The sequence below is a fragment of the Rhodococcus sp. 06-1474-1B genome, from assembly GCF_002258885.1.
Classification (GTDB): domain Bacteria; phylum Actinomycetota; class Actinomycetes; order Mycobacteriales; family Mycobacteriaceae; genus Rhodococcoides; species Rhodococcoides fascians.
Genome location: NZ_NOYR01000034.1, coordinates 209,408 through 233,537, shown reverse-complemented (window position 1 = coordinate 233,537; position 24,130 = coordinate 209,408). Strand labels below are relative to the sequence as shown.

At 64.6% G+C, this 24,130-nt stretch carries 25 protein-coding genes; 13 read left to right on the top strand and 12 right to left on the bottom strand.

Annotation, left to right across the window (positions count from 1 at the left end; genetic code table 11):
- The first annotated feature begins 19 nt into the window (after window positions 1–19).
- The 3 genes from CH266_RS22940 to CH266_RS22930 all read left to right on the top strand — a co-directional run bounded on the left by CH266_RS22940 (window position 20) and on the right by CH266_RS22930 (window position 4,851).
- Window positions 20–2,326 carry an ATP-dependent DNA ligase gene (locus CH266_RS22940; protein ID WP_032369568.1) on the top strand — a complete coding sequence of 769 codons (2,307 nt, stop codon included), beginning with the start codon at window positions 20–22 and terminating at the stop codon, window positions 2,324–2,326.
- 231 nt (window positions 2,327–2,557) lie between these two features.
- Window positions 2,558–3,772 (top strand): lipase family protein, encoded by a 1,215-nt coding sequence (locus CH266_RS22935; RefSeq protein ID WP_027495232.1) that lies wholly within the window; start codon window positions 2,558–2,560, stop codon window positions 3,770–3,772.
- An 83-nt stretch (window positions 3,773–3,855) separates the two neighbouring features.
- The gene (locus CH266_RS22930) at window positions 3,856–4,851 is read left to right on the top strand and encodes an iron-siderophore ABC transporter substrate-binding protein (RefSeq protein WP_032369569.1); all 996 of its coding nucleotides are present in this window, start codon (window positions 3,856–3,858) and stop codon (window positions 4,849–4,851) included.
- Between the two features lie 137 nt (window positions 4,852–4,988).
- On the opposite strand, the gene CH266_RS22925 is transcribed toward CH266_RS22930, so the two are convergent.
- From CH266_RS22925 to CH266_RS22910, 4 genes are all read right to left on the bottom strand, one after another.
- On the bottom strand, window positions 4,989–6,863 hold the full coding sequence (locus CH266_RS22925) for an ABC transporter ATP-binding protein (protein WP_027495230.1): 1,875 nt from the start codon (window positions 6,861–6,863) through the stop codon (window positions 4,989–4,991).
- A 65-nt stretch (window positions 6,864–6,928) separates the two neighbouring features.
- Window positions 6,929–9,244, bottom strand: a complete 2,316-nt coding sequence (gene lon / locus CH266_RS22920; RefSeq protein WP_094716239.1) for an endopeptidase La — start codon at window positions 9,242–9,244, stop codon at window positions 6,929–6,931.
- Window positions 9,245–9,352: 108 nt separating this feature from the next.
- Entirely contained in the window at window positions 9,353–10,054 is a 702-nt protein-coding gene (locus CH266_RS22915; protein ID WP_027495228.1) for a type 1 glutamine amidotransferase domain-containing protein, read from the bottom strand.
- Window positions 10,055–10,168: 114 nt separating this feature from the next.
- On the bottom strand, window positions 10,169–10,930 hold the full coding sequence (locus CH266_RS22910) for a putative protein N(5)-glutamine methyltransferase (RefSeq protein ID WP_032369571.1): 762 nt from the start codon (window positions 10,928–10,930) through the stop codon (window positions 10,169–10,171).
- A gap of 81 nt (window positions 10,931–11,011) precedes the next feature.
- Here CH266_RS22910 and CH266_RS22905 point away from each other — a divergent pair, with 81 nt between their 5' ends.
- Both CH266_RS22905 and CH266_RS22900 read left to right on the top strand, forming a co-directional pair.
- Window positions 11,012–11,395 (top strand): MmcQ/YjbR family DNA-binding protein, encoded by a 384-nt coding sequence (locus tag CH266_RS22905; protein ID WP_032369572.1) that lies wholly within the window; start codon window positions 11,012–11,014, stop codon window positions 11,393–11,395.
- Window positions 11,396–11,441: 46 nt separating this feature from the next.
- The gene (locus CH266_RS22900; protein ID WP_032369573.1) at window positions 11,442–12,248 is read left to right on the top strand and encodes a pentapeptide repeat-containing protein; all 807 of its coding nucleotides are present in this window, start codon (window positions 11,442–11,444) and stop codon (window positions 12,246–12,248) included.
- Between the two features lie 4 nt (window positions 12,249–12,252).
- On the opposite strand, the gene CH266_RS25225 is transcribed toward CH266_RS22900, so the two are convergent.
- Window positions 12,253–12,450, bottom strand: coding sequence for a helix-hairpin-helix domain-containing protein (locus CH266_RS25225; protein WP_032369574.1), 198 nt, complete (start codon window positions 12,448–12,450; stop codon window positions 12,253–12,255).
- 35 nt (window positions 12,451–12,485) lie between these two features.
- On the opposite strand from CH266_RS25225, the gene CH266_RS22895 reads away from it, so the two are divergent.
- Window positions 12,486–13,373 carry an oxidoreductase gene (locus tag CH266_RS22895; RefSeq protein ID WP_027495223.1) on the top strand — a complete coding sequence of 296 codons (888 nt, stop codon included), beginning with the start codon at window positions 12,486–12,488 and terminating at the stop codon, window positions 13,371–13,373.
- Here the strand turns inward: CH266_RS22895 and CH266_RS22890 are convergent.
- On the bottom strand, window positions 13,361–13,894 hold the full coding sequence (locus CH266_RS22890; RefSeq protein WP_032369622.1) for a TetR/AcrR family transcriptional regulator: 534 nt from the start codon (window positions 13,892–13,894) through the stop codon (window positions 13,361–13,363). The two genes, CH266_RS22895 and CH266_RS22890, sit on opposite strands and share 13 nt — an antisense overlap.
- 60 nt (window positions 13,895–13,954) lie before the next feature.
- Here CH266_RS22890 and zapE point away from each other — a divergent pair, with 60 nt between their 5' ends.
- Window positions 13,955–14,872, top strand: coding sequence for a cell division protein ZapE (zapE, locus tag CH266_RS22885; RefSeq protein WP_052068744.1), 918 nt, complete (start codon window positions 13,955–13,957; stop codon window positions 14,870–14,872).
- On the opposite strand, the gene CH266_RS22880 is transcribed toward zapE, so the two are convergent.
- Both CH266_RS22880 and CH266_RS22875 read right to left on the bottom strand, forming a co-directional pair.
- Window positions 14,825–15,205, bottom strand: a complete 381-nt coding sequence (locus tag CH266_RS22880) for a hypothetical protein (protein WP_032369575.1) — start codon at window positions 15,203–15,205, stop codon at window positions 14,825–14,827. The genes zapE and CH266_RS22880 overlap by 48 nt on opposite strands.
- A 71-nt stretch (window positions 15,206–15,276) precedes the next feature.
- Window positions 15,277–15,780: a GNAT family N-acetyltransferase gene (locus tag CH266_RS22875; protein WP_032369576.1), complete on the bottom strand. Its 504-nt coding sequence runs from the start codon at window positions 15,778–15,780 to the stop codon at window positions 15,277–15,279.
- A gap of 229 nt (window positions 15,781–16,009) precedes the next feature.
- Between CH266_RS22875 and CH266_RS22870 the strand changes: the two genes are divergently transcribed.
- The 4 genes from CH266_RS22870 to CH266_RS22855 all read left to right on the top strand — a co-directional run bounded on the left by CH266_RS22870 (window position 16,010) and on the right by CH266_RS22855 (window position 18,911).
- On the top strand, window positions 16,010–16,384 hold the full coding sequence (locus CH266_RS22870; protein ID WP_094698424.1) for a hypothetical protein: 375 nt from the start codon (window positions 16,010–16,012) through the stop codon (window positions 16,382–16,384).
- An 88-nt stretch (window positions 16,385–16,472) separates the two neighbouring features.
- Window positions 16,473–17,582: an LLM class flavin-dependent oxidoreductase gene (locus CH266_RS22865; protein WP_032369578.1), complete on the top strand. Its 1,110-nt coding sequence runs from the start codon at window positions 16,473–16,475 to the stop codon at window positions 17,580–17,582.
- A complete protein-coding gene (locus tag CH266_RS22860) occupies window positions 17,572–18,027 on the top strand; it encodes a MarR family winged helix-turn-helix transcriptional regulator (RefSeq protein ID WP_032369579.1) in 456 nt (151 codons plus the stop codon). Before CH266_RS22865 ends, CH266_RS22860 begins: the two co-directional genes overlap by 11 nt.
- Window positions 18,027–18,911 carry a pirin family protein gene (locus CH266_RS22855; RefSeq protein ID WP_094643620.1) on the top strand — a complete coding sequence of 295 codons (885 nt, stop codon included), beginning with the start codon at window positions 18,027–18,029 and terminating at the stop codon, window positions 18,909–18,911. The genes CH266_RS22860 and CH266_RS22855 overlap by 1 nt, the downstream gene beginning before the upstream one ends.
- 26 nt (window positions 18,912–18,937) lie before the next feature.
- Here CH266_RS22855 and CH266_RS22850 read toward each other — a convergent pair whose 3' ends face one another.
- The 4 genes from CH266_RS22850 to CH266_RS22835 all read right to left on the bottom strand — a co-directional run bounded on the left by CH266_RS22850 (window position 18,938) and on the right by CH266_RS22835 (window position 21,609).
- Window positions 18,938–19,483, bottom strand: coding sequence for a ribonuclease H family protein (locus CH266_RS22850; protein ID WP_032367901.1), 546 nt, complete (start codon window positions 19,481–19,483; stop codon window positions 18,938–18,940).
- A gap of 113 nt (window positions 19,484–19,596) precedes the next feature.
- Window positions 19,597–20,229: an MBL fold metallo-hydrolase gene (locus CH266_RS22845; RefSeq protein ID WP_032382322.1), complete on the bottom strand. Its 633-nt coding sequence runs from the start codon at window positions 20,227–20,229 to the stop codon at window positions 19,597–19,599.
- Entirely contained in the window at window positions 20,226–21,311 is a 1,086-nt protein-coding gene (locus CH266_RS22840; protein ID WP_094716238.1) for an S-(hydroxymethyl)mycothiol dehydrogenase, read from the bottom strand. The genes CH266_RS22845 and CH266_RS22840 overlap by 4 nt, the downstream gene beginning before the upstream one ends.
- A 37-nt stretch (window positions 21,312–21,348) precedes the next feature.
- Entirely contained in the window at window positions 21,349–21,609 is a 261-nt protein-coding gene (locus CH266_RS22835) for a DUF3263 domain-containing protein (protein WP_230074136.1), read from the bottom strand.
- Between the two features lie 133 nt (window positions 21,610–21,742).
- On the opposite strand from CH266_RS22835, the gene CH266_RS22830 reads away from it, so the two are divergent.
- Window positions 21,743–23,035, top strand: a complete 1,293-nt coding sequence (locus CH266_RS22830) for a helix-turn-helix transcriptional regulator (protein WP_255032478.1) — start codon at window positions 21,743–21,745, stop codon at window positions 23,033–23,035.
- Complete coding sequence (locus CH266_RS22825; protein ID WP_255032479.1) at window positions 23,032–24,045, top strand: GlxA family transcriptional regulator; 1,014 nt, start codon at window positions 23,032–23,034, stop codon at window positions 24,043–24,045. The genes CH266_RS22830 and CH266_RS22825 overlap by 4 nt, the downstream gene beginning before the upstream one ends.
- Window positions 24,046–24,130 lie beyond the last annotated feature (85 nt).

Sequence of the window (24,130 nt, the reverse complement as noted above, 5' to 3'; positions counted from 1 at the left end):
CGAGCACTAACCTGAGACGATGGCCACGCTCGAGATCGAAGGCCGAAAGGTCTCCGTCACCAACCTCGACAAGGTGCTGTTCCCAGAAACCAGCACCACCAAAAGCGACATCATCGAGTACTACGCTGCCATCGCCCCGGCGATGCTGCCGCACGTCGCAGGACGCGCCGTGACCCGCAAGCGGTGGCCGAACGGCGTCGAACAATCCTCGTTCTTCGAGAAGAATCTCGCCGCATCCGCACCCGACTGGCTCGACCGCCGATCCATGCAGCACTCCGACCGAGTCGTCACCTACCCGTTGTTCTCCACCGCAGCGGATCTCGTCTGGCTCGGGCAGCAGGCGGCCATCGAAGCGCACGTGCCGCAATGGCGTTTCGACGGCACCGAACCCGGCCCTGCGACCCGCATGGTCTTCGACCTCGACCCCGGCGACGACGTCGACCTCGCCCGATGCGCTGAGGTGGCCTGCGAAATACGTGATCTCATTGCAGACATCGGCATGACCGCGTACCCGGTCACCAGCGGCAGCAAGGGAATTCACCTGTACGTACCGCTGGACAAACCGCTGTCGACGTCCGGCGCATCCACAGTCGCCAAACGCGTCGCCACCCTGCTCGAAGAACGGTCACCGGATCGGGTGACCGCCACGATGGCGAAAGCGAAGCGCACGGGTCGAGTGTTCGTCGACTGGAGTCAGAACAACGGAAAGAAGACAACCGTTGCGCCGTACTCACTTCGGGGCCGGTCCCTGCCCACCGTCGCGGCCCCCCGAACCTGGGAGGAGCTCGAATCGCCAGGGCTGCAACAACTTCGATTCGAGGAGGTTCTGGAACGATTCCACGAAACCGGCGACCTACTCGCCGATCTCGACCCGAAACCGGCAGCGGAAGAGCACGACACCTCCGACACGGACAAGCTCGGCAAGTACCGCAGCATGCGTAGCGCGGACCGAACTCCAGAGCCTATCCCGAAAACCGCCGAGCCCCAGGGTAACGACGATACGTTCGTGATTCAGGAACACCATGCGCGACGCCTGCACTACGACTTCAGGCTCGAACACGACGGTGTCCTGGTGTCGTGGGCCGTCCCCAAGAACATCCCGGTCGAGACCGGGCAGAACCGTCTCGCAGTCCACACCGAGGACCACCCACTGGAATATGCAACGTTCGCCGGACGAATCCCCAAGGGCGAGTACGGCGGCGGTGACGTCTCGATCTGGGACAACGGAACGTACGAGCTCGAGAAGTGGAGGGACGACGAAGTCATCGTCGTTCTGCACGGAGCCAAAGCACGCGGCAGGTTCGCCCTCATCCGCACCAAGGGCAACCAATGGCTCATGCACCTGATGAAGGACCAACCCGGAGAGCACCCGATAAAAAAGGACAGCCCGCCGACGGACAAGCCGGTGCTGAAGAACATCTCACCGATGCTTGCAACCGCGGGCGACATACTCGATCTACCCGAGGACGAGTGGTCGTTCGAGGGTAAATGGGACGGCTTCCGTATCGTCGCCGAACTGACTCACGGTTCGATGACCCTGCGCACCCGAAGCGGAAACGACTACACCGAGAAGTTCGGAGCCATCCGGTCTCTCGCCGAGGACCTGGCCGATCACGACGCCGTCATCGACGGTGAAGTGGTCGTCTTCGACAGCAACGGCATCAGCAGCTTCGAGAAGCTACAGAACGCCGCCCGCGACGACATCCGGTTCATCGCCTTCGACCTGCTCCATCTCGACGGCACGTCCCTCGTGCGCAAGAAGTACTCCGACCGGAGACGATTGTTGGAACTGCTCACCACCGGCCTCGACTCGGTTCTGGTGCCGCCGTTGTTGACAGGTTCGGCTGCCGACGCCATCGCCGAGAGCCGGGAACGGGGGTGGGAGGGAGTCGTCGCCAAGCGCACCGATTCGATCTACCAGCCGGGCAAGCGCGCCCACACCTGGATCAAGTACAAGAACTGGCGCACGCAAGAAGTCGTGATCGGCGGTTGGCGACGCGGCCAAGGACGTCGCTCCGGCGGATTCGGCTCGCTGTTGATGGGAATCCCCGACGGCGACGGCCTTCGCTACGTCGGTCGCGTCGGCACCGGTTTCGACGATCGCGCGCTCGATTCACTGGCCGCAGCGCTGGCTCCGCTGGAAACGTCGGACAGTCCTTTCTCCACGACGCTTCCCACTGCCGACAGGCGCGGTGCCGTATGGGTGGAGCCGGTTCTCGTCGGAGAAGTGCGGTTCTACGAGGCCACCGAATCCGGCCATCTGCGTCACCCGAGCTGGCGCGGACTGCGCCCGGACAAGACGCCGGCGGACGTCGTTCCCGAGTAGCCGACGCCAACTGCCCAGCAGCGGATTTGGCCGAGTCACAGAAACCGGCAGAAAGACCGTTCTTCGGTTGCCATAGAATCGCCGGGTGCGTACCGTTGCGCTCATCGTCGCCCGGGGGGCGTAACGAGTCACAGTTCAATAGCTATATCGAGTTGCGGGCCAGCTCTACGGGGGCTTGCCGAATCGTCGAGACGCGCGCCGTTTCGATTCAGGCATGGAGGGGTTTACCAGATGCGGGTTCTCAAATTGGCAGGCGCTGTCAGCATAACGGCGGTTGCCGTTCTCTGTTCGACGCTTGTCGGCCCAGGTCAGGCCGCTGCGGCGCCCTTGTTTCCGACGCCGATATCGGACGGTTTCTACGCTCCTCCCGCCGACCTTGCCGCTATGGCACCGGGGGACGTGATCTCCAGCCGTCCGATGCCGCCACCTCCCGGCTTCTTCGACGTCGACGTGTGGCAGCTGAAGTTCCGCTCCACGAATTCGGCGGGCAATCCCATCGCGGCGATCAACACCGTGCTGGTCCCCCGCAACAAAGCCCCCAACGGACCGGTGCTGTCTTACCAACACATCATCAACGCACTCGGTCTCGAATGTGCACCGTCACAAGCGCTCTGGTCCAACGATCCCAATCTGGCGATCCGCGAGGCACCCGCGCTGAACGCCGTTCTGCAGCGTGGCTGGACGGTTGTCATCGCCGATCACCTCGGCCCCAACAGTGCCTACGGTGCAGCCAAGCTCGGCGGACAGATCGTCCTCGACAGCATCCGCGCCACCCAGCGTTTCGATCCGCTGCAGCTGCGGCAGAGCCCGGTTGCCTTGGCCGGATACTCCGGTGGCGGCATGGCGACGGCGTGGGCAGCCGCGTTGCAGAACGATTACGCGCCCGAGCTGAACATCGTCGGCAGCGCCGCGGGCGGTGCGCCGATGAACCTCGAGCGCATGGCTCGCGATCTCGGTTTCGCACCCCACCCGGTGTTCGGTCTCGCCTTCGCCGCTGCGCTCGGCCTCGAGCGCGAGTACCCCACTCGCATTCCGATCAGCTCCCAGTTGAACCCGTTGGGCAAGCAGATCGAAAGCGAGATCCAGAACGGATGCACCAACGACATCATCGCCGCCGGAGCCGGCAAGAGCGCGATGGAGGTCGCGGGCACGTTGGACCTGATGAACAGCCCGGAGATGATCGCGGCCGTCAACGAGAACAGCGTCGAGATGTACCCCGGTGTGCCGAAAGCTCCGTACTTCGAGTGGCACAGTCCCACCGATGCGCTCATCCCGGTCAGCTCGATCGACAACACGATCGCACGCTACTGCCGGGCCGGGGTCAACGTCACCGAGGTCCAGGTACCCAGCAACGATCACCTGACCGCTGCCGTACTCGGCCTGCCGCAGGCTCTGGAATGGATCGATCAGCGGTTCGCCGGAGTACCTGCCGTTTCCAACTGCTGACCGTATTGTCCGACCCGGTGCGTGCTGGATGAGCACGTGGGTCGGTTAGGCTAACCTCGCAAATACACGCGCGAGGAGTCCCCATGAAGAAGACCGTCCACGTAGTCGCCGCCGGTGCCGCAGTCTTGGCACTGGCGGTCGGCTGTTCGTCCAGCGACGAAGCCACTGCCTCAGGTAACTCCGAGAACAGTGCCAACTTTCCCGTCACCATCGAGCACCACTTCGGTGAGACGGTCATCGACGCCGCACCCTCCCGCGTCGTGACCATCGGATTCAACGAGCAGGACTTCGCGCTGGCGCTCGGAGTCAAGCCCGTCGCCACCCGTGGAAATCTCAGTTACGACTACCGCCAGCGCCCGTGGGCCCAAGAAGCATTGGGCGGCACCGAGATCCCCGAGGTCGGCAGCACCGACCTGAACCTCGAGCAGATTGCAGCGCAGTCACCCGACCTGATCCTCGGACCGTACTCGTTCATCGATCAAGGCCAGTACGACCAACTTTCGGCGATGGCCCCGACGATCGCAGACATCGGTGGATACGACGACGTCCCCGCGGCTACGTGGCAGCAGGAATTCGCCGTGGTCGGCGAGGCACTGGGCAAGAAGCAGGAATCCGACGAGCGAACGGCCGAGCTCGAGCAGAAGTTCGAGACCGCCCAGACCGACAACCCTCAGTTCGCCGGCAAGGCACTGACACTCGCGTTCGTCATGGACGACGGCAGCTACTTCGTTCTCGGTAAGGACGACATTCGAGCACTGTTCTTCACCGACCTCGGCTTCGAGATCCCCGACGCCAGCGAAACGGTCAGTCCCGAAAACCTCAGCCGACTCGACACCGACGTCCTCGTCATCGCCGGACAGAGCCGCGAACAACTGCAGGCAAACCCGCTGATCGCCGCACTCGACGTCGTGAAGCAGGACCGCACCGTCTACATCGGCTCGTTCAGCACCGACCTACCGTCGGCTCTCGGCTACTCGAGCCCACTGTCCCTCGACTACGCAATCGACGGATTCACCCCGATGCTGGCCGCCGCAACCGACAACGACCCGGCCACCGTGGTCCCAGATCCGATGTCATAGGTCACTCCGCAGGCTGCGCTCCCGGCCTTCCTAGGCCACTCCGCAGGCTGCGCTCCCGGCCTTCCTAGGCCACTCCGCAGGCTGCGCTCCCGGCCTTCATAGGTCACTCCGCAGGCTGCGCTCCCGGCCTTCCTAGGTCACTCCGCTGGCACGGTGTGCGCGAACTGTGTTCGATGCAGCTCCTCGTAGCGGCCGCCCGCTGCGAGGAGCTCGTCGTGTGTTCCGCGCTCGATGACCTGTCCGTTCTCGATCACCAGGATGGCGTCCGCTGCTCGGATGGTCGAGAGCCGGTGCGCGATCACCACCGACGTCTTACCCTCGAGCGCCTCGGCCAGCGCTGCCTGCACGGCGGCCTCGGACGTCGAATCCAGTGAGGCCGTGGCCTCGTCGAGAATCACCACCCGTGGCTGCGCGATCAGCAGCCGGGCGATCGTCAGGCGTTGACGCTCCCCGCCGGACAGGCGGTAGCCGCGCTCGCCGACGATCGTCTCGAGTCCGTCGGGCAGGGAACGCACGAGATCGGCGAGTCTGGCCCGCGACAGTGCGTCCCACAGTTCGTCCTCGGTGGCGTCGGGCCGTGGCAGCAGCAGATTCGAGCGAATGCTCTCGTGGAACAGATGACCGTCCTGAGTCACCATTCCCACTGTGTTGCGGACGGATTCGGCGGTCAGGTCTCGCACGTCGACGTCGCCGAGCCGCACTGCGCCGCTGTCGACGTCGTACAACCGAGCGATCAGTTGCGCGATCGTGGACTTGCCCGCACCCGAGGTACCCACCAGGGCGACCATCTGACCGGGTTCGGCCCGGAACGACACACCGTGCAGAACCTCCTCGCCGCCACGGGAATCCAGAGTTGCGACCTCCTCCAGGGACGCGAGCGACACCTTGTCGGCCGACGGGTATGCGAACCGGACGTCGTCGAGTTCGACGGCCACCGGCCCCGGGGGCAGCACCGTCGCGTCGGGCTTGTCGGCGATCAGAGGAACGAGATCGAGCACCTCGAACACTCGCTCGAAACTGACCAGCGCGCTCATGACCTCGACACGGGCACTCGCCAGTGCGGTCAGCGGCGCGTAGAGCCTGGTCAGCAGAAGGGACAGTGCGACAACCGAACCCGGGTCCAGTCGACCACTGAGTGCGTAGAAGCCGCCGAGTCCGTAGACCACGGCGAGGGCCAGAGCAGACACCAGGGTGAGCGCCGTGACGAACACGGTCTGCACCATCGCGCTCCGTACCCCGATGTCGCGGACTCGGGCGGCTCGAACCGCGAACTCGACGGATTCCTGGTCGGGGTGCCCGAACAGTTTGACCAGTGTCGCTCCCGGCGCCGAGAAACGCTCGGTCATCTGGGTGCTCATCGCCGAATTGTGTGCTGCCGCTTCGCGTTGCAGACGTGCGAGGCGTCGACCCATGCGGCGTGCAGGCAGGACGAACACCGGCAACAGGATCAGCGCGAGCAGAGTGATCTGCCAGGAGATTCCGATCATCACCACCAGCGTCAGAGCCAGCGTCACCACGTTGCTGACGACTCCGGACAACGTGGTGCTGAATGCGCGTTGGGCACCGATGACGTCGTTGTTGAGGCGACTGACCAGAGCGCCGGTTCGGGTGCGGGTGAAGAAGGCGATCGGCATCCGCTGCACATGGTCGAACACTGCGGTGCGCAGATCCAGAATCAGACTCTCACCGATGTTGGACGAGAGCCACCGGTTGATCAGACCGAAGCCTGCGTCCACGATGGCGATCACCGCGATGGCCAGAGCCAACAGCACCACCACACGTAGCTCTCGCCCGTCGACGATCGCGTTGACCACCCGCCCGGCCAATACCGGAGTTGCCACCGCAAGCACCGCCAGCGCCACGCTGAGCACCAGGAAGCCGCCGAGGGCGCGTCGATGCGGTGCTGCGAACGACAGGATCCGACGCGCAGTCTCCTTGGAGAACGAAGACTGCGCGCCGGAGCTGTTCATCGTGCGATACATCTGGTTCCACGCGGTCATCTCCATGCTCATGACACCAACGTAGAACCTCGACCGAACTCGAGGTCAAGCAGAGCCCGAGAACGGTCGCCGTCACCTCACGCGGCCGCGGCAGCTTCTGCCGGTTCCAACGCGAGCGCCAGGATGTCGGCCACGTCGGTCATCGGCCGAACGTCCAACGCCTCCAGGACCTCCGCAGGGACGTCGTCCAGATCGGGTTCGTTGCGTGCCGGAATGAACACCGTCTTCAGCCCGGCGCGCTGAGCCGCCAACAGCTTCTGCTTGACTCCACCGATCGGCAGCACACGTCCGTTGAGCGTCACCTCTCCGGTCATTCCCACGTCCGACCGCACCGGACGCCCGGTGGCCATCGACACCAGGGCCGTCACCATCGTCACGCCCGCCGAAGGACCGTCCTTGGGCACTGCCCCGGCCGGAACGTGCACATGGATAGTGCGATCCAGTGATTCGGCAGTGACGCCGAATCGAGCTGCGTGCGCTCGCACGTAGGACAGCGCGATCTGCGCCGACTCCTTCATCACGTCGCCGAGCTGGCCGGTGAGCGTGAGGCCCGCGTCGCCCTCGGTGGAGGCCGCCTCGATGAACAGCACGTCGCCGCCGAGCCCGGTCACTGCCAGACCGGTTGCGACACCGGGCACTTCGGTTCGCTCGTGCGCCTCGGGGGTGAAGCGCGGACGACCGAGGTAGGTCACCAGATCCGGCTCGTCGATCTCGAGCACGTCCGTGGTGCCCGCGAGTTTCGTCGCCACCTTGCGTAGAGCCTTGGCCAGCAAGCGTTCGAGTTGCCGCACCCCGGGCTCACGGGTGTAGTCGGCAGCGATCTTGCGCAGTGCGGCGTCGGTGACGGTCACCTCGTCGGATGTGACTGCCGCCCTCTCCATCTGACGCGGAAGCAGGTAGTTCCGAGCGATGACGACCTTGTCGTCCTCGGTGTATCCATCGATGGTCACCAGCTCCATACGATCGAGCAGTGGTCCGGGAATCTGATCGATCACGTTGGCGGTGGCAAGGAACACGACGTCGGACAGGTCGAGATCCAGATCGAGGTAATGGTCGCGGAACGTGTGGTTCTGCGCCGGGTCCAGTACTTCGAGCAGTGCGGCGCTGGGATCACCATGGTAGTCCGAACCGACCTTGTCGATCTCGTCCAGCAGCACAACAGGATTCATCGATCCCGCCTCGCCGATCGCCCGCACGATGCGGCCCGGCAATGCGCCGACGTAGGTGCGACGGTGTCCGCGGATCTCAGCCTCGTCGCGGACCCCACCGAGGGCGACACGGACGAAGGTACGACCGAGAGCGCGCGCCACGGATTCGCCCAACGAGGTCTTACCGACACCGGGAGGTCCGGCGAGCACCATGACGGCACCGGAGCCGCGTCCGCCGACGGACTGCATACCCCGCTCGGAGCGCCGTGCACGAACGGCCAGATATTCGACGATGCGGTCCTTCACGTCGTCGAGGCCGTGGTGGTCGGCATCGAGAACGGCTCGCGCCGAATCGATGTCGGTGTTGTCGGTCGTGGTGTTGTTCCACGGCAGGTCCAGCACGGTGTCGAGCCAGGTGCGGATCCACCCCGACTCGGGGCTCTGATCACTTGCCCGCTCCAACTTGCCCACTTCACGGAGCGCCTGTTCGCGCACCTTCTCGGGCAGGTCCGCAGCCTCGACACGGCCGCGGTAATCATCCGCACCGTCGGGTTCGTCCTCGCCCAGTTCTTTTCGGATAGCAGCGAGCTGCTGGCGCAGGAGGAACTCCTTCTGCGTCTTCTCCATGCCCTCTCGGACGTCGCCGGAAATCTTGTCGTTCACCTCGACCTCGGCCAAGTGAGCCTTGGTCCACTCGATCAGCGATGTCAGACGCGTTGCCACGTCAGGTGTTTCGAGCAGATCCCGCTTCTGCACGTCGGTCAAGTACGACGCGTAACCCGCGGTATCAGCGATCGCGCCGGGGTCGGTGAGCTTGTTGACCGAATCGATCACCTGCCACGCGTCGCGGCGCTGCAGCATCGCGACGACGAGTTGCTTGTATTCGGCTGCAAGCGCTTTGAGGTCGTCGTTCGGGGTTGTATCGGCGACGGGTTCGGCCTCGACCCACAGGGCCGCCCCGGGGCCACTGACCCCGTGGCCGATGTGAGCACGACGAGTTGCCTTGATGACGGCGGCCGGGCGACCGTCAGCCAACCGTCCCATCTGCACGATGGTGGCGAGAACGCCGTAAGCGGCGTACCGATCTTCGAGTCGGGGAGCGACGAGCAGCGTGCCGTCATTGCTTGCCTTCGCTGCGTCGACGGCGGCGCGTGCGGCCTCGTCGAGTTCGACGGGCACCACCATTCCGGGCAGGACGATCGGGTCGGTCAGGAACAGTACGGGGACACGAACGGTTTCGGTCACTTCTCCTCCAAAGGATTGAGCTATAGGGGCTCAACTTCGAAAGGAGTAGTGATGTTCCCTGATCGGTCGGTGTTCTCCGTGGGCAGAACACCGACCGTCCACGACGCTTTACTTCAGGGCGCTGACCAGCTTCTCCGCGAGGGGACGCGTCGATGCGGGGTTCTGGCCCGTGTAGAGGTTGCGGTCGACGACCACATGCGGCGACCAGGCGTCGGCGTTCTCGAACTTGGCACCGTTCTCACGCAGCCGGGTCTCGAGGAGCCATGGGGCCTTGTCGGCGAGCCCGGCCTGGGTCTCTTCCTCGTCGGTGAAGCCGGTGAGCTCGTACCCGTCGAAAGCCCAGGAGCCGTCGGTACGGACGGCAGGCAGCAGGGCCGCCGGTGCGTGGCACACCGCCGAGACCACCTTGTTCGCATCGAGGAAGTCGACCACGAGGGCACCGAAGCTCGTCGAGACGGCGAGATCCTCCATGGGCCCGTGGCCGCCGGGGACGAACACGACGTCGAAGTCGGAGGCCTTCTGGTCTTCCAGCTTCGCGGGCGAGGACAGGATCGACTCGATCGAGGCCAGGTAGCTCTTCTGGTCCGCCACCTTCTGCTCGTCGCCGCCGTTCGCGTCGACGGCCAGACTGCCCTCGTCGACGACCGGAGCCTTGCCACCCGGCGTCGCCACCGTGATGTCCCACCCGGCCTCTACGAATGTGCGATGGGACTCGACGAGCTCCTCGGCCCAGTACCCGGTGGGGTGCTTGCTTCCGTCGTTCAGGGTCCAATGGTCGGCAGCGGTTACCGCGAACAGCAAAGTAGTCATGGTCGAACAGCCTCTTTTCTCTATCGGGATCCGTTCGGGAATGCCACGAAACGCCGCAGTCGAAACGCGCCGCCGAAACGCGCCGCCGAAACCGGCCGTGTGGCACTCGTCTCGTCACGTACGCGAAGCGATCACGACCACCGCGTCGAACTCGTCCGATGTGCTCACCCGCGCGTGGAATCCGCAGTCGCGCACAGCCCGCAGAGTCGAATCAGCCAGTGCTGCACTGCTTTCGATCAGCAAGTGACCGCCGGGGGCCAACCATGCAGGTGCCCCCTCGGCCACGAGACGGTGGAATCGGGCACCGTCTTCGCCGCCGTCGAGCGCGATGCGTGGCTCGTGCAATCGCGCTTCTCGCGGCATCAGTTCGATGTGGGCCGTCGGGACGTACGGCGCGTTGACCACTATCGCATCGAAGGAGCCGAGCAACTCCGGTGGTAAGGCGTCGTACAGATCGCCGCGGTGCACCGTGCCCCCGACGGCAGCCAGGTTGCGCGTGGCGCATTCCACGGCCGCTGCGTCGAGATCGGCGGCATGTAATTCGGTGACGCCACCGACCGACAGTCCTACCGCACCGGATCCGCAGCACATGTCCAATAATCGCGACGGCTGAAGTGCTGCAGCACAATTCACCAGGAATTCGGTTCTCCGACGGGGCACGAATACCCCCGGTTCGACGGCGACGCGTCGACCACAGAACCACACCCAGCCGACGATGTGTTCGAGCGGTTCCCCGGCGACACGGCGAGCGAGCAGGGCGGCGAGATCGTCGCTGTCCGATGCAGATTCGATCAGAATGTCGGCTTCTTCTTCGGCGAACACGCAGCCGGCCCCGCGCAGACCGGACACGACCTCGTCGTACTCGGGTCTCACCATGGATGGAGCCTCCTCCAAGTGCCTGCGCCCAACTGCCCCGCGCTGAAATACTGTAGCCCGGCATGTGTCACAGGGAGTCGAATGAACTGGGAACCCGAGGTCCGACAGATGTGTCTGGCGTTGCCCGAGACCTACGAGGAGCAGGCGTGGGTCGGTACCCGATGGCGGGTACGTGGCCGCACCTTCGCCCACGTCCTCGACATTGTCGACGGCACTCCTCCGGCATTCGCAACAGCAGCGGGGACCGACGGACCGGCTCACGTCCTCGTATTCCGTTCCCGAGGAACAGAACTCGACGCATTGTCGAGGCAGGACGGCTTCTTCGCCCCCGGCTGGGGACCCGAGATCATCGGCATGCTGCTCGACGAGTCGGTGGATCGAACGGAACTCGGCGAGTTGATCACGGAGAGCTACTGCACCCGGGCCCCGAAAAAGCTCGTCGCACTCCTCCGACGTCCGGAGTGACGATTCTCGTTTGACGCTGCGGCTGCCCGAAGGACAGAGTGAGCACATGAGCCCACCCGAGAATCTGCTCGCCGATTGCGGCAGCTGTTTCGGACTCTGTTGCGTTGCTCTGCCCTTCGCCAAGTCGTCGGATTTCGCCGTCGACAAAGCCGCGGGGGAACCGTGCCGCAACCTGCAGCAGGACTCCCGCTGCGGCATCCACTCGTCGCTTCGGGAGAAGGGCTTTCCCGGATGCACGGTGTACGACTGTTTCGGTGCGGGGCAGAAAGTGTCGCAATCGACGTTCGCGGGACGGGACTGGCGAGAAACGCCGTCGAACTCGTCGGAGATGTTCGCGGTGTTCCCGATCATGCGGGATCTGCACGAGTTGCTCTGGTACCTGGCAGATGCACGTGGCCGGACATCGACCGCATCCCTGCACAGCCGGCTTACCCGCGAATACAGGGAGCTGGACGCTCTCACGTCGGGGACTCCCGAGAGCCTGCTGTCGGTCGACGTCTCCGTACTGCGCTCGCGGATCAACGAGGTGCTGCTCGATGCCAGCGATCTGGTGCGCGCGGAAGTGTCGGGCAAGAAGAAGAACTATCGCGGACGCGACATGATCGGAGCCAAGTTGGCCGGTGCGGATCTCCGCGGTGCGAGCTTGCGGGGTACGTACCTGATCGGGGCGAATCTGCGCGGTGCCGACCTGCGCTGGGCCGACCTGATCGGGGCCGATCTTCGCGGTGCCGATCTCCGCGGTGCGAATCTGCGCGAGACGATCTTCGCGACGCAATTCCAGATCAACGCGGCGCTCGGTGACCGATCGACACAGCTACCCGATGCGTTGGCCCGTCCAGGACATTGGACGTGACCGTTCAGCTCAGTGACCTGCCGGTGCGCTCGAGCGCTTCCTGAACGATCCTCACTGCCTTCGGTCCGACTCCGTGCAGTGACGCGAGCTCAGCAGCGGGCACCCCGGCCAGGTCGTCGAGACAGGTATATCCCGCAGCTCGCAATGCCCGCATCGCGGGGTTTCCGATCCCCGTCGGAAAAACGGGTTCTGCTGTACTCACCGGCGCATTCTAAAACAGACCGGTAGCCTGTTGCCGTGCCCGAAACCAAGCAGAAACGCGTTGTCATCACCGGAGCGAATACCGGTATCGGCTACTACACAGCTTTGGAGCTGGCCAAGCGCGGCGATCACGTGACGCTTGCCTGCCGCAACCAGGACAAGGCCGACGCCGCAGCGGCGAAGATCCGCGCGGAGGCCCCGAACGGAACTGTCGACACGGCCACCCTCGACCTGGCCGACCTCGGTTCGGTCCGCAAGTACGCCGAGTCGGCTCCCGAATCGATCGACATTCTGATCAACAATGCGGGCGTCATGATGCCGGCGAAGCGAACCGAAACGAAGGATGGGTTCGAGCTCCAGATCGGCACCAACCATCTCGGCCACTTCGCGCTGACCGGGTTGCTGTTCCCCAAGCTCGCCGCCGACGCGAAGATCACGACCGTCGCCTCGGTCGCGCACCGTCAGCGCCCCAAGCTCGACTTCGACGACCTCCAGCTCGAGCGTGGCTACAACGCGCAACGCGGATACGCGAACTCCAAGCTCGCGAACATCCTGTTCGCGCTGGAACTGCAGCGTCGGATCGACAAGGCCGGATCCAAGGTCACCAGCAATGCTGCACACCCCGGCATCTCGTCGACCGAGCTCTACTCGAGCCCGGATGGTCTGGGCAGCAACAAGATCCTGGCGACCCTGGCACCCATCGGACTCAAGTTCATCTCTCAGTCTGCCCGCGCCGGAGCGCTTCCCACGCTCTATGCAGTCGACGTCGCAGGCGGCGGTACCTACAGCGGTCCCACATCGCTGTTCGAGTCCCGCGGCAAGCCGGGCCCGGCGAGCATGACCAAGATGGCCCAGGATCCCGCACTCGCAGCCCAGCTGTGGGACGCCAGCGAGAAACTCACCGGAGTCGGCTACCCGTTCTGAGACGCAATCCCGGCGAGATAGACCGATATCGGAAGCCGTAGTCCCGCAGCCCCTTTCGCGGTTCCACGGCCGAATATCGCGTCGGCCATCAGTCCCTCGCACAGCGAGACCAAGCCGTCTCCGTGGGCTGGCTCGTCGAACAGTTCTCTGGCCCGTTCGAGTGAGAAGAACGAACGGGCCAAGTCGGCCCTGATGTCGGCCGGGACCGCAGGATCGAGCATCAGCGCGTAGCGGGCCCGGAGCTCGACCATGCGATGGGTGATCGCATGGTCGAGATAGCGTGCGATCACCGTCGCAACATCGGTTTCGGTTCCGACGATCTCCAGAAACGATGCCCGCGAGAGCTCGATCAGGCGGGTAGCCACGGCGTCGAGCAGATCGGCCTTGGTGCGGAAGTAGTACGAAGTGGACCCTGCCGGAAAGTCCAGCGCCGAATCGATCGACCGGTGCGTCAACACGCGCAAGCCGTCTCGGGCGATGACGCCCAATGCGGCGTCGGCGATGGCGGTTCGGCGGTCCACGGCGGTGACCCTACACACGCACTCTACAAATGTAGAGTCGCGGGGCGTACGGTTCGTGACATGAGGCCGACCGCATCGCGACACGTCTTCGACGCTGCCTTCACGCTCGACGACGCCCAGGCCGCAGCGGCAGACATGCTGTCGACACCCGGCGACAGAGGTGTCTACCTGTGGGGACCGGTCGGGCGTGGCAAGACCTGGCTGCTGGACAGCTACTTCGCCGCGGCCGACACCACTGCGAAGAAGCGCGTGCACTTCCACAGCTTCTTCCGCGATCTCCACGCGGCGTACTTTCGCCACGGGTTTTCCATCGACGCAGCCATCGACGATGTCCTGTCGACAGGATCGGCTCCGGCGGCACTGCTGTGCTTCGACGAATTTCACGTCCACGACATCGGAGACGCCCGCCTCATCACGCGCATGCTCGACGCACTCTTTGCCCGTGGCGTCGTCCTGGTCGTCACCTCGAACTACGCGCCCGACGAATTGCTGCCGAATCCGCTGTTCCACCCGGCGTTCGTCCCGACCATCGAGAAACTGAAGCAGTGCCTCGACGTAGTCCGTGTCGACGGCCCCGTCGACTACCGCGCCGCCGGCGCCAGTGGATCGCGCTTCGCCTCGGGGACATGGACCGTGGAGCCCGTCTCGGATGGTCGGACGTTTGCCGAGCTGTGTTGTGCTGCCCGCTCGACGGGCGATTACCTCGAGATGGTCCAGAAAGCACCGCAGCTGACGATCACCGACATTCCGGCTCTCGCGAGCGTGGACGACTTCGCGGCTCAGCGCTTCGCGAATCTGGTCGATGTTCTGTACGACCGCGATGTGCGTACCGAATTCCACAGCGTGGTGCCGCTGACCGAATTCGCCGTCGGATGCACCGGACTCGATACCGACAGACTGATCAGTCGCCTGAGCGAACTGGGCTCCCGGTCACGCGAGTGCGCGGCGGACAGAGTCAGGATCCCCGGCTCGCAGTAGCTCTTCACCGCGAGCGAGGAGAACGACCTCGTTACCGTCGAGCGCGAGCCCACGGCACGCCAGGCCGGCTCCTTCCCACAGCAGAACGAGCTCGAGAATCAGCCGCGCGAGAGTGGCGTCGGGATTGCGGCCGATGCTCCACGACCAGTTACTGACTCGGATTCCGGCGTCTCGGGCGAGCGCCTCACCCAGCCGAGATCCGGTAACCCACGGATACATGTCGTCCAGGACCGGCGTGAAGGCGGAGGTGAGCAGTGCCGCAGCAAGATCACGACGGTCTCGCCCCAGCAGCGCTCGAAGTTCGGCGGACAGTTCGGTCTTGGATGCCGGCATCTCCGAATCCTAGACGCGCGCTCGATTCGAACTGCGGCACGTCGGTGCATCCAACGAACTCGAATACGGGCCTACGGTCGCGCAGCACGCAGTTTGGTCATCACAGCTTCGTGCTCCTGGGGAGCAAGGGGGTAAGGGACTCTGTCACCGGTGTCGTTGAATCCCATGCGCCGATAGAACGCCTGGGCGCGTTGATTGTGCTCGTGCACCTCCAGCGTCAGCTGGTCGTGCCCACGTTCGCCGGCCCACCGCTCGATTTCGAGCAGCAAGGCTTCGGCCAAGCCTTCGCCCCGCAGGAGCGGCGTCACGTAGACGCCCAGCAGAAATGTCCTGCCGTCCTCGACCCGAGCCCGCATGATCCCTACCCATCGACCGGCGTCGTCCACCGCGGCGAATCCACACGACAGCGCAGAACTGGTTTCGGCGGCTCGCCGCAGCCAGTCGTCGTCCGATTGCCGCGACGCAGCATCGAGAGTCTCGCCGAAGGCCTTCGGCGAATCTGCCAACATCTCGAGGCGAAGCGCGCGGAACGACCGCCACGACTCGGCCGTGACAGGAACGATACGAAACGCCATGAAGTCGATGCTAGGGAATCGGAAGGCCGATACGGGCTCACGGCCCACCTATGGCGTCCAAGACGAAGCCACTGCAAAACAAAGGGAGACACCCACTACTGACGGCGGTCGGGGGCGACAGCAGTAGCGGGTGTCTCATTGACCATTCGGGGCCCGTCGCCGGGTGGATGGGTAGCGGATGGGAAATTCTTTCGAAGTTTTATCACCGACCGAGGCATAGCCTGTGACCATGCCTTTCACAGCAGCGAACCACTACGACTTCAGCGGTGACGACCTCACCGGAACCGTCGACGCCCATCGCTCCGCCGGAGTGTGGGCGGCGCAGCTCGTCCTCAGTGGAGAGACGCTGGAATCCACCGACGTCACCCGATCCGATCTGGGATTCGAGGTGCGGAGCGTCGTCGAAACCCTCTCGGACGGTAACCGGACCCACCTGCTCGTCGTTCTGCCCCGCGTCAACATCGATACGGACGACGGCCAGGACGTCACGTTCACCTCGTACGCAGTGCTGTACACCGTGCACGGCGGAACCACCGAGCAGCACGGCCCGACCGAGTCGTACGACGTGCGGTTGCTCACCGGAACCGCGTCGCTCGTGCAGTGACCGCCGCGGAAATAACCCGGACCGCACCCCGGTTGTACGGCATAGTCAATGCAAACGCATGAACTTGTCGTTCGGGTAGGAGCACGCCATGCAGTTCGGAATCTTCACCGTCGGAGATGTCACCACCGACCCCACCACCGGGACGACGCCCTCCGAGCACGAGCGCATTCGATCGATGGTCACCATCGCCAAGCATGCCGAGGACGTCGGTCTGGATGTTTTCGCAACCGGCGAGCATCACAATCCGCCGTTCGTACCCTCGTCACCGACGACCATGCTCGGCTACATCGCGGCCACCACCGAGAAGTTGATCCTGTCGACGTCGACGACGCTAATCACGACGAACGACCCGGTCAAGATCGCCGAGGACTACGCGATGCTTCAGCATCTGTCCGAGGGACGCGTCGACCTCATCATGGGTCGCGGCAACACCGGCCCGGTCTACCCGTGGTTCGGACAGGACATCCGTCAGGGCATCCCATTGGCTCTGGAGAACTACCAGCTGCTGCGACGCCTGTGGACCGAGGACGTCGTCACGTGGGAGGGAAACTTCCGGACGCCACTCGACCGGTTCACGTCCACTCCCCGTCCGCTCGACGACATTGCGCCGTTCGTCTGGCACGGGTCGATCCGCAGCCCGGAGATCGCAGAAATCGCCGCCTACCACGGTGACGGCTTCTTCGCGAACAACATCTTCTGGCCGAAAGAGCACTACATCCAGCTCATCGATCTCTACCGGGAGCGCTACGAGCACTACGGCCACGGCCGCGCCGACCAGGCCATCGTCGGTCTCGGCGGTCAGGTGTTCATGCGCAAGAACAGCCAGGACGCGGTGAACGAATTCCGACCGTACTTCGACAACGCACCCGTCTACGGCCACGGCCCCACGATGGAGGAGTTCACCGAGCAGACCCCGCTGACCGTCGGATCTCCACAGCAGGTGATCGAGAAGACGCTCGCATTCGCAGACTACTTCGGCGACTACCAGCGTCAACTGTTCCTGATGGACCACGCCGGCCTGCCGCTGAAGACAGTGCTCGAGCAACTCGACATCCTGGGCGAGGACGTCGTACCGGTATTGCGCAAGGAATTCGCTGCCCGACGCCCGGCCGGCGTTCCGGAGAGTCCTCCGACCCACGCCTCGATGCTGGCAGAGAAGGCCGCGGCCGCTGCGAAGGAACCAGCAGTTGCCGTCTGACACGGAGGTGGCGGTGAACGCCTGGGAGTCGCTGTTTCGCTCCCAGGTTTCCCTGATGCGCCGGTTCGCCGCCGACGACATCTGGGATCCGATCGGCATGCGCGAATACGACGTGCTGTTCACCCTGAGCACCAGCCCGGACCGCAGACTCCGACTGCGTCGACTCAACGACGAGATCCTGCTCAGCCAACCGTCGCTGAGCCGGATGTGCGACCGACTCGAGGCGATGGGTTACGTTGTCCGAGAGCATGATCCGTCGGACAAACGCGGGACCGTGATCTGCCTGACGGACGCGGGATCAGACCTGCAGGCCTCGATCGGACGCAAACACGCCGCCCGCATCAGGCGCTACGTCGGCGATGCATTGGACACCGACGAACTCAGGACACTCGACAGTCTGTGCACCAAGCTCAGACTCGCCCAGACCGACATCCGGGAGCACTGATGATCCAGGTCCTCACCCCACGCGAGGTTCCACTCGGCGGCCCTCGTGCCATGAAGGTGCGCCGCACCCTGCCGCACAAGGACCGATCCCTCATCGGCGCATGGTGTTTCGCAGACCACTACGGGCCCGAGCACTCGCGCATGGACGTCGCACCGCACCCGCACACCGGCCTACAGACCGTCAGCTGGCTGTTCTCCGGTGAGATCGAGCATCGCGACAGCGTCGGATCTCATGCGATGGTGCGGCCCGGGGAGCTCAACCTGATGACGGCCGGGCAGGGCATCAGCCACTCCGAGGTGTCGACACCCGACACCGACATCCTGCACGGGATGCAGCTGTGGGTGGCACTGCCCGCCGTATCCCGTTTCGTGGCACCGACTTTCGAGCACTACGTTCCCGATTCGATCTCCCGGCCCGGCCTGACCGCTCGGGTGTTTCTCGGATCGCTTCTGGGCGAGACCTCGCCGGTGTCGACGTACACGCCACTGCTCGGAGCGGAGATCGTGCTCGACGCCGGGGCGCGGGTCAGCGTCGAGATCGACGAGTCCTACGAACACGGAGTTGTCGTCGACCAAGGATCGGTGACGCTGAACGAGACCGATCTGGCCGCAGCCGAACTCGGCTACCTCGAACCCGGGCACCGGTCGATGCAGCTCCACAATCCCGCCCGCGAACCGGTTCGATTCCTCCTGTTGGGCGGTCCGCCGTTCGGTGAACAGATAGTCATGTGGTGGAACTTCGTCGGCCGCAGCCACGAGGACGTGGTGGAGTATCGGGCCGCGTACGAGGCCGAGAACGGTCAGTTCGGCACCGTGGAGGGCTACCCCGGGCCCAGGTTGCACGCACCGGAACTACCCAACGCGCGGATGAGACCCCGCGGCTGATCCGGAACATGCGCGCGGCTCGGCCGTCAGAACAGGGTGGCGATCTCCGGTTCGGACGGGCGCGGCGCAGCGGGAACGGATTCCTTCTGTGCAACGGGTCCGCTGCGAGCCTCGGTCGGTGCAGGCACCGCGTTCGCTCCGGCGGCCGCGATGGCACGGGCGGCTTCGCCCGCCAGCGCGTCGGCTGCTTCGTTGAAGTGATTGCCGACGTGGCCGCGAACCCACCGGAATCGCACCGGCCCCTCGCGTTCGGTGATGGCTCGCTCGATGCTCTGCACCAGATCGAGGTTGCGCACGGGGGTGCCGCCCGCAGTCTTCCACCCCTTGCGCTTCCAGCCTGCCAGCCACTCCGACGCGCACTTGATGGCGTACTGAGAGTCCGATTCGATCAGCAACGGCTCCGGGCCGGGGTGGGCCAACACTGCCTCGAGCAAGGCGCGGAGCTCGGCTACCTGGTTGGTGCCCGAGGGCTCGCCGCCGGAGTTGCTCGGACCCGTGTGATTGACCCACGCCCACCCGATTGCTCCGCCGGGGTTACGCAGACAAGAGCCGTCCGTACTCACGATGATCACGGACAGGACCCTACTTCGGGCCACCGACAAACCCCGGCTGACTCGCCCCGGCAGCCGGGAGAGACTTCTCCCAAGCTGGGCATCGCTGACACTGTGCTGCGAAACATCGAACCTCAGTTCCCGCGGGCGATCCATTCTTCGAGGTGCGGGGACTCGTCCCCGATACTCGTTCCGTCTCCGTGCCCGGTGTTGACCCGGGTCTCGGCGGGCAACGCGAACAACCGATCCCGGATCGAGCCGATGATCGTCGGGAAATCCGAATACGACCGACCCGTCGCCCCGGGCCCACCGGAGAACAACGTGTCCCCCGAGAACAACTGACCCGCCTCGGGCAGATACAGACAACTCGACCCCGGCGAATGACCGGGAGTATGCAACGCCACGATCTCCGTCCCCGCGACGGTGATCCGCTGACCGTCCTCGAGCACCGAATGACCGATGCCCGGATGCGTCTGCTCCCACAACACATCGTCGGCCGGATGCAACAGAATCGGCGCATCCAACTCCCCCGACAACTGCGGCGCAACCGTCACATGATCGTTGTGACCATGCGTACAGACAATCGCCCGCACCTGCCGACCGGCGACCGCATCGACGATCGGACCGGCCGTATGCGCAGCATCGACGATCACCACCTCGTCGTCGTCACCGACCAACCAGATGTTGTTGTCGACCTCCCACTCGCCACCATCGAGCGCGAACGTCCCCGACGTGACGACCTTCTCGACCCGCAACTGCCCGCTCACAGGACCACCACCGAACGCAGCACCGTGCCCTGATGCATCTTCTCGAACGCCGCCTCGATATCACCGAGACCGATCCGTTCGGTCACGAACTTCTCGAGCGGCAACCGACCCTGCTCGTACAGATCGACCAACATCGGAAAATCCCGCTCCGGCAGGCAATCGCCGTACCACGACGACTTCAACGACCCACCCCGGGAAAAGAAATCGATGAGTGGCATCTCCAATGTCATCTCCGGGGTCGGCACCCCGACGAGGACGACGGTCCCGGCGAGATCGCGGGCGTAGAACGCCTGCTTCCACGTTTCCGGGCGACCGACGGCATCGATGACCACATCCGCCCCGAACCCGCCCGTGAGCTCTTGGATGGCCTCGACGGCATCGACCTGCGAGGCATCGACAGTGTGCGTGGCACCGAGTTCGAGGGCCCAGTCGAGTTTTTTCTTGTCGCGGTCGACGGCGATGATCGTCGACGCCCCCGCCAGGCGGGCCCCGGCGATCGCAGCATCACCGACACCGCCGCACCCGATCACCGCCACCGAATCACCGCGGGAAACGTTCCCGGTGTTCATCGCCGCACCCAGCCCGGCCATCACCCCACACCCGAGCAACCCGACGACCGCCGGATCGGAGTCCGGGTCGACTTTGGTGCACTGGCCTTCGTGGACGAGAGTCTTGTCGGCGAACGCCCCGATCCCCAACGCAGGAGACAGTTCGGTGCCGTCGGCGAGGGTCATCTTCTGCGATGCATTGTGGGTGTCGAAGCAGTACCAGGGGGTGCCTTTCTTGCAGGCTCGGCATTCCCCGCACACCGCCCGCCAGTTCAACACCACGAAGTCGCCGACCTCGACATGAGTGACAGCATCGCCGATGGTTTCGACGGTGCCCGCGGCTTCGTGGCCGAGCAGGAACGGGAACTCGTCGTTGATACCGCCCTCGCGGTAATGCAGATCGGTATGACACACCCCGCACGAGGCGATGGTGACCACGACATCGTTCGGGCCGGGATCGGGAATGGTGATCGTCTCGATCGAGACGGGCTCACCCTTCGCCTTGGCGACGACGGCATGAACGGTTTGTGACACAAGCACTCCTGAGGTCAGGTGATGTACGGAGGACGATTCACTCGCCGAGCCAGAGCCTGCGGCGGCACACCTCGAGCAACGCGGACATCGTGTCGCGGTCGAGGGTCGATTCTGTGTCGGGTTCGCGAAGCACTGCGGCGAGCCTGGTGAAGTATTCGGTCGGGCTGATTCCGAACCCGACCAGAATGTCCTCGGCCGGCCCGCCGCCGTAGGGCATCCACCGGGTCGCGAAGTCGATCATGCGCTTCGTTTCCGGGCAGCCGAGAGTCGACGCGAGGGTTTCGGTGGTCGTCCTCAACGGTGTTCCCTTCGTCGATGAATCCGATGTCCAGGTTGTCGTCCTACCGCGAGAAAAGAACCACGCACAACGGCTAGCAATCACTGGCCGAACGGACATCACACGACGCCGCTCCGAGTACTAGGATGCGCACGTGAGCAGCTCTGCCCCGTCGACCCCCGCCAGGTCCGAACCGACCGACTCGCTCGCCGCGCTTCGGGAGGTCCTGACCGGTCCGCTGGTCGAGATAGCTGCTCGTTTTTCGTGGTGGTCGTCGCAGCGGTATCCGCACTCGGCGATGATCATTTTCACCAGGGAATGCACCGGCCGTCCGAGAAAAGTCAGTGGCGACGAGTCGATGACGAGCCGCGTGACGATCAAGGAGCTCGACGACCTCAAGCAGTCGGTGCAGCAGAGTGGGCGCCGAGCTCTGGACGGCCCGGGGCGCCTGGCCGGTGCACAGCGACGTCTCGCGACGCAACTCGACGACACGACCGACACCCTGCTGGTCATGGTGCCCAAATCGGCTGCGCCGCAGTTCGATCCGGACTCCGACGTCGGCGTTGCCTTCGGAATCGTAGCCACCTCCATACGCCATCAGGTGGTCCAGGCGAGTCCTGCGTATCTCGCCGAATCCCTGGCGGCCTCGAGCGAGCGTGCTCGGGTGATCTCGGAGATGGTCGACGCCCACGTCGATACCCTCACGTCCGTGCTGTCCACGCTGCGCTCGAAGGACCTCGATGACGCGCGAGCACGCGCAACCGCCAGCGATACCGCGTCGGCGGCACTGATCGAGCTTCGCTCCATCGAAGAAGCCAACCGTGAGCTGGGGCAGGAAGCAGTGACCACCGCCTTCGCCAGGCTGCAGGGGGAGCTCGCCACTGTGTTGGACCAGTCCTCGATCGACGTCGAATACGTCGCTCCCCCAGTCGACGGAAGACCGGTCCCCGGCGAGATCGCACGCGCGGCGCGAGCCGTGGTTCGGACCGTCGTACTCGCCTACGTGGCTCAGCCGGATGTTCGACGGGTACGTATCGCGTGGGATTGCGACGGAACCAACCTGCTGCTCGAAGTCCGCAACGACGGCCTGCACGCCTGCGACACCGAGACTCTGACCCAACAGCTCTCCGGACGCGTGCACACCCTCCGGGGATCGATCTCGTTCGAATCCACCGCCGGGTGGGGATCACGCGTGAGCATCGCGATTCCTCTCGACCCGCCTCCCGCACGAGCCGACGAACAACTTCTCGCCGCCCTCAACCGTCGCGAGAGAGAAGTTCTCGGCTACCTCGCATACGGCAAGCGCAACAAGGACATTGCCGCGAGCCTCAACATCGGCGAGAGCACGGTGAAGTTCCACGTCGCAAGCATCCTGAGGAAGCTCGAGGTCAAGACCCGCGGTGAAGCGGGTGCCGTGGGCATGAAGGCCGGAATCCGAGCATCGTGACGCGTTCGACCACTCGGGTGAACGACGACCCGTCTCGGCGTGGTCCGACCCAGCGTCGGCGCATCGGCATTCTGCTCTTCGACCAGGTCAAGATGCTCGACTTCGTCGGCCCGGCCGAGGTCTTCCTCGAAGCGAACCAGCGAGTCGACGGCTACGACATCGTCTTCCTCTCGATCGACGGCGGTGACGTGGTGACCTCGATGGGAATGACGGTGTCGGTGAACGCCGCCGTCGCCGACAGCGGCGACTTCGACACCCTCATCGTTCCCGGTAGCGAATCGGCTCCGGCCGTCTTCGAGGACCCGGCGTTGCTCGACGCGGTGGCGCTGCTCGCGCCCCGAGCGCGGCGGGTGGCGTCTATCTGCAGTGGGGCGTTCGCGCTGGCGGGATCCGGTCTGCTCGACGGCCGGAGTGCGACCACTCACTGGAAGTTCACGTCGGCTCTGGCGGAAGGCTTTCCCGACACGCGTGTCCAACCGGATTCGATCTTCGTTCGCGACGGCGACATCTACACCTCGGCCGGGGTCGCTGCCGGAATCGATCTGGCGTTGGCGTTGGTCGAAAGTGATCACGGTGCCCCGATAGCCAGAACGGTCGCGCAACTACTGCTGGTGTACATGCAGCGCTCCGGCGGCCAGTCGCAGTATTCGGTGTCGCTGAAAGGTCCGCCGCCGCGGACCCAGGTCTCTCGCGCTATCACCGACTACATCCATGCCGACCCGACACGACCCGCGAACCTGAGCGCTCTCGCGGCACACGCCAATGTCAGTGTGCGACATCTCAATCGCATCGTGCGCGAGGAACTGGGCACGACGCCTCTCGATTACGTGACCGCGATGCGTCTCGATATCGCGGTAGCCGCACTCGAGTCCGGCTATTCCGTGGCCCGGGCCGCTGCCGACGCAGGATTCGGCACGCCCGCTGCTTTTCGGCGTGCGTTCGTCACCAAGTTCGGGGTGACACCGTCGGATTACCAGAGAAAGTTCCGCACGACCGATCCAGCCCAGTGATAGTCGGCCCCAACGCTTTCGTTCACCTCGGGAGGATCGAACACCGCCGGTCGAAGGTGGCCCTGGCAGGGTTACCGGACCGGCA

Excerpts from the sequence above, each read along its gene's own strand:
- CH266_RS22880 (WP_032369575.1), bottom strand. The coding sequence starts at position 15,205 with ATGCCGGCATCCAAGACCGAACTGTCCGCCGAACTTCGAGCGCTGCTG.
- zapE (WP_052068744.1), top strand. The coding sequence starts at position 13,955 with ATGAGGCCGACCGCATCGCGACACGTCTTCGACGCTGCCTTCACGCTC.
- CH266_RS22855 (WP_094643620.1), top strand. The coding sequence starts at position 18,027 with ATGATCCAGGTCCTCACCCCACGCGAGGTTCCACTCGGCGGCCCTCGT.
- CH266_RS22940 (WP_032369568.1), top strand. The coding sequence starts at position 20 with ATGGCCACGCTCGAGATCGAAGGCCGAAAGGTCTCCGTCACCAACCTC.
- CH266_RS22900 (WP_032369573.1), top strand. The coding sequence starts at position 11,442 with ATGAGCCCACCCGAGAATCTGCTCGCCGATTGCGGCAGCTGTTTCGGA.
- CH266_RS22930 (WP_032369569.1), top strand. The coding sequence starts at position 3,856 with ATGAAGAAGACCGTCCACGTAGTCGCCGCCGGTGCCGCAGTCTTGGCA.
- CH266_RS22935 (WP_027495232.1), top strand. The coding sequence starts at position 2,558 with ATGCGGGTTCTCAAATTGGCAGGCGCTGTCAGCATAACGGCGGTTGCC.
- CH266_RS22910 (WP_032369571.1), bottom strand. The coding sequence starts at position 10,930 with ATGGTGAGACCCGAGTACGACGAGGTCGTGTCCGGTCTGCGCGGGGCC.
- CH266_RS22905 (WP_032369572.1), top strand. The coding sequence starts at position 11,012 with ATGAACTGGGAACCCGAGGTCCGACAGATGTGTCTGGCGTTGCCCGAG.
- CH266_RS22870 (WP_094698424.1), top strand. The coding sequence starts at position 16,010 with ATGCCTTTCACAGCAGCGAACCACTACGACTTCAGCGGTGACGACCTC.
- CH266_RS22875 (WP_032369576.1), bottom strand. The coding sequence starts at position 15,780 with ATGGCGTTTCGTATCGTTCCTGTCACGGCCGAGTCGTGGCGGTCGTTC.
- CH266_RS22915 (WP_027495228.1), bottom strand. The coding sequence starts at position 10,054 with ATGACTACTTTGCTGTTCGCGGTAACCGCTGCCGACCATTGGACCCTG.
- CH266_RS22865 (WP_032369578.1), top strand. The coding sequence starts at position 16,473 with ATGCAGTTCGGAATCTTCACCGTCGGAGATGTCACCACCGACCCCACC.
- CH266_RS22925 (WP_027495230.1), bottom strand. The coding sequence starts at position 6,863 with ATGAGCATGGAGATGACCGCGTGGAACCAGATGTATCGCACGATGAAC.